The sequence below is a fragment of the Dyadobacter sp. OTU695 genome (assembly GCF_038440355.1).
Classification (GTDB): Bacteria; Bacteroidota; Bacteroidia; order Cytophagales; family Spirosomataceae; genus Dyadobacter.
The window spans coordinates 1-3,896 of record NZ_JASATN010000048.1 but is presented as its reverse complement, the minus strand read 5'-3'; the positions used below and the strand labels follow the sequence as shown (position 1 = coordinate 3,896).

Below are 3,896 nucleotides of genomic sequence, written 5' to 3'. Positions count from 1 at the left end.
AAAATATCCCGCGCGCTGCCGGCTGGTTTCCATAGCCGGGAAAGGTTCCCGGGTCATAGTTTCCATACCCGGCGTTGATGTCGATTTGCTGCGCGTGGCTTTCTGCCGAGACAAGCAGGGAAAGTCCAAGAAGCCCTAATCCAAGGTAGTAGTTTGTTTTTTTCATGATTTTAAGTTTAAAAGCTGGTCATGGCTTCAGTTAATTTTTGAATACCTGAATGATTAGATTGTTGTTGCCATTGTCGGCCACTACTTCCCCGCCCGATAGGTCGGGGATGAAAGCCCTAAATGGATAGCCTCCGGGAACAGCCGCCGCGGGGATGGTCAGGTTGGCCGTAATGCTATTCCCCAATGGCGAGGCGGCGATATCGCTGTCGGTGGTCAGCGTGTAGTAAGTACCCGAGTTGGTGATGGTCCATTCGGTGGCCGAAGCGCCAGTGAGGGCAATGGTGGAAGTAGGTGTGGGCTTATAGACGCGTATGGTGATTAGATCAGAGGCAATGGTTCCTGCGCGCATGTTTCTGACGCGTATGGTAAATGGCCTGACCGTTTCGGTATTCGAGAAAGTCACATTGCCCATGATGATAAACGGCCGCAGGTCGGGCGTGGTGGCAAGCTCCTGCGTAGAGCCGATGGCGATCTGTGTGATGGCCGCCCCAGCCGGTACGACGCCGGTCAGTGTACTGTTCTCTACTACGCCTGTGGCATTGGCCGACCCGCTCAAATCGAGCCATTGGGAACCGTCCCAGCCGACCAGCCTGAGGTTTGCGGCTGTGGATTCAAAACCAGCGACATTAGGGATCGACACGGTCACATCCAGATCGTTTGTAGCAGGTGTGATGGCCGCCCAGTCCCAACTACCGAAGGTGTATACGCGTTTGATGGAAGCGGAGGGTGTGTTGGAAGCCTCTCCGAGGTCTGCGGCGTAGGCCACGCTGATATGCGCGGTATTTGTGGGTGCGGAGATCCGCAATGTTCTCAGATCGGAATTGTTTCCCACCGGGAATATAAAGGTGGAATTACCGATTTTGGAAACATATCCGTCCACGTGCTGAGCGTCGGTGAGCCCACCTGTGTAAGTCGCCCCTGCCTGAAACCTGATCGCGCCATTGGCCGTGTTGGCGCGCACGGTAGTGGTTATCCCGTTTTCGAACGACGCAATGGTAAACACGTTGGCGCCTGCTGTATTGGTGATATTAAATGCGCTGGCCGATCCGTTCTTCAAGGCCAGTGTGGAAAAATTAGGAGCAACACTGCCGCTGATTCCCTGCACACCTGCTACTCCCGCCGGTCCATTGAAATTGTCAGTGCTTCCGCCGGTGCCATTGGCATTATAGCTGTTATTAACCCGCAACGAGTTGGCATCTGTCTCATAGTGGTTGAAAACAGCGCCCGATGAAGCCGTATAAGCGGCGGGCGCGTTGGCTGTAACGGCGGTGTATGTACCACGGTTGGTAACTGACCCATAATTATTGAAAGTAGCCCCGTCGATGACAAGCTGCGCATGGGCTAGCTGGTTTCCCAACAGCAATGCCATCCCTGTCATGAGGCTGATGTATTCTTTTTTCATCGTGAAAGCTGTTTAAATGAAGACTGTACCTTGCAACTCTCCGACTAGTTCAAGTAGGTTACATCCAGGTTGGAAGAAATGGTACCACAAATTTGGTAGGCACTGGCGGGAGCACCGTTGTTATACCATCTGGTTGCCCTTACATCGAACGTGTGGTTTCCTGCGGACAGGGTGCGAACACCGGACAAAGTCAATTCGAAGTGACCGCTCACTTCGGTCTGGATGATAATGAAGATGCCGCTTGCCACTCCGTCGATGTATATTTCAAAACGGTTAAACGGGCTGTAACCTGTCCATGCAGACACGTCGTCAACACCAAGTACGTAGTTGATAAATGCGGCTTTTTGACTGGGGAAATTGATGACATTGGTAGTATTGGAAACCGTTGTATAGGAACCTTCCGTCACTCCGAAAAAGGCGCTTGGCTGCGCACCATTTCCAATGGGCACTGCATATGAAGCCGTTTGAGTGGCGGTACTCGCGCCCGCTCCCGCAGGGGCCTGCCAGCTGGCGATACCCGCCGCGTCCGAGGTCAATACTTTTCCGGCACCCTGAGTACCATCCTGAATGGCTACATTGCCCACCACGTGCAATTTGGCCGCAGGAGTGGTAGTGCCTATCCCTACATTTTGCGCCATGGCCGCAGAGGCAGTAAGGCCCATCATCACTCCAAGCAAGTAGATTTTCTTTTTCATTCGGATTTTAAGTTTTTGATTAAGAAATAATTAATGACGATGCACTGTCCGAGTGCGCAGGTCGGTCAAGCGGGCAGTGCACTCGGACAGGGAAGAGTCAGCGTATCACAATTTGTAAACGAACTCTTGCCTGGTGAATACTTGTATACAATTCACCACAAATGTCGTTTGCCTAATTGGATTGTTTTGAGACGCTTTTTTGTATTTTTGAGGTGACTTTTGGGGTGCAGGGGAGAATGAAAATGGTAGTTGCTTGCCGAAAAATGCGCGCTCACTGAGCCCTAAAGGACAGCGGCTTTCTGTGCAAGTTCGATCCTGTCCGCTACGTTCATTTTAAGGCAGATCCGCTTCTTATACGTGCTGACAGTATTGCATTTCAGTTTGAGGGTGTAGGCAATTTCTTTGGTGCTTTTGCCTTGGGCCACTTCCCGCATCACCATCAATTCTCTTGGCGAGAGCTTTTCTACAGATTCGATGTCTTCCAGGCGGTGCGAAGATTTATTTTTGATCAGGGAAGTTTGCAATTCCAGGTTCAGATATTTTCCTCCTGCTGCGATTCGCTCGATTGCTTTTTGCAGCTCGGGAATCTTAGCATTTTTCATAATGAACCCGTCCGCGCCGGCTCTCAGAACCGGAAGTGCGTACAACCTTTCCGCTAATCCCGAATAAAGCAGGATGGAAACGTCGTTCCGAACGGCTTTAATGGTTTCTACAATATCCGCAACAACCCGGTTGCTAATTTTCAATTCGCTGATAACTACCTGAATGTCTGCATTGCTTTCAAGGATAGAAAGGGCCGTTTCGACACAACTGGCTTCATAAAGGCAGTAATGCTCGGAAACTGTTTCAAGCATCACGCGCATGCCGGCGCGCAACATCGTCTGATCATCGATAATTAATATGTTCAACATTGTGAAGGGGGGTTATGTTGAAAAAAATCTTTACTACCGCTCTTGCGGGTGCTAAAGGGAAAATGGTAAGCGTTGCGCCATATTCTTCGGATCGGGGAGATTGAAAGTCTTTAACCAGTCTGATAACGGTGGGGACGAGTCTGTCAGGCAATGGATTATTTGCCAAGAAACAGCTCGGCAAATTATCGCCGAGCTGTAAAAAAACACTACGATAAATTAGGCATTGATTAATTCTGCTACCTAACAATAACCAACTTTTGTGTGTTTAGTGCTCCATTCCGGTCAGTGATTTTAAGCACATAGTTTCCTGCTATCAGCTTTCTCACGTCGATCCCGTCCGGTGAAACAGCGGCAGATTGATATACAGTGGCTCCGTTCAGATTGACGATTTCCACTTTTTGAATCGAGTCTGCATCGTCGAGTTTGACGTAATCAGTAGCTGGATTGGGGTAAAGAAAAACGCCTTTGCCTTCGATAGAGATCGTGCGGATTACACTATATGCGAAAGTGTTGTCCTGGTCCACCATCTTCAAGCGGTAAAGACTTCTTCCTGTCAGAGGGCTCTCGTCGGTGAAGGAGTACTTTCTGATTGTTGTGCTTTCCTTACCGGACTCTACCGATCCTATTTTATTCCACTGTTTGCCATTGGCACTGCGTTCGATCTCGAATCGGTCGCTGTTGATTTCTTCACTGGTCGACCAGGAAAGCAGTGCGGCTTTA

At 49.9% G+C, this 3,896-nt stretch carries 4 protein-coding genes; all 4 read right to left on the bottom strand.

Annotated elements, in window-relative coordinates; all coding sequences use genetic code 11:
- Positions 1-199: 199 nt before the first annotated feature.
- On the bottom strand, positions 200-1,570 hold the full coding sequence (locus AAHB90_RS32270) for a hypothetical protein (protein ID WP_342089457.1): 1,371 nt from the start codon (positions 1,568-1,570) through the stop codon (positions 200-202).
- A gap of 44 nt (positions 1,571-1,614) precedes the next feature.
- Positions 1,615-2,265: a hypothetical protein gene (locus AAHB90_RS32265; RefSeq protein WP_188939479.1), complete on the bottom strand. Its 651-nt coding sequence runs from the start codon at positions 2,263-2,265 to the stop codon at positions 1,615-1,617.
- A 281-nt stretch (positions 2,266-2,546) separates the two neighbouring features.
- Positions 2,547-3,176 carry a response regulator transcription factor gene (locus AAHB90_RS32260; RefSeq protein ID WP_342089456.1) on the bottom strand — a complete coding sequence of 210 codons (630 nt, stop codon included), beginning with the start codon at positions 3,174-3,176 and terminating at the stop codon, positions 2,547-2,549.
- Between the two features lie 236 nt (positions 3,177-3,412).
- Positions 3,413-3,896, bottom strand: a 484-nt coding sequence (locus AAHB90_RS32255) for a T9SS type A sorting domain-containing protein (RefSeq protein WP_342089455.1), incomplete at its 5' end; no start/stop codon positions are given.

Bases quoted from the DNA above. Each gene is read 5' to 3' on its own strand.
- AAHB90_RS32270 (WP_342089457.1), bottom strand. From the start codon at position 1,570: ATGAAAAAAGAATACATCAGCCTCATGACAGGGATGGCATTGCTGTTG.
- AAHB90_RS32265 (WP_188939479.1), bottom strand. From the start codon at position 2,265: ATGAAAAAGAAAATCTACTTGCTTGGAGTGATGATGGGCCTTACTGCC.
- AAHB90_RS32260 (WP_342089456.1), bottom strand. From the start codon at position 3,176: ATGTTGAACATATTAATTATCGATGATCAGACGATGTTGCGCGCCGGC.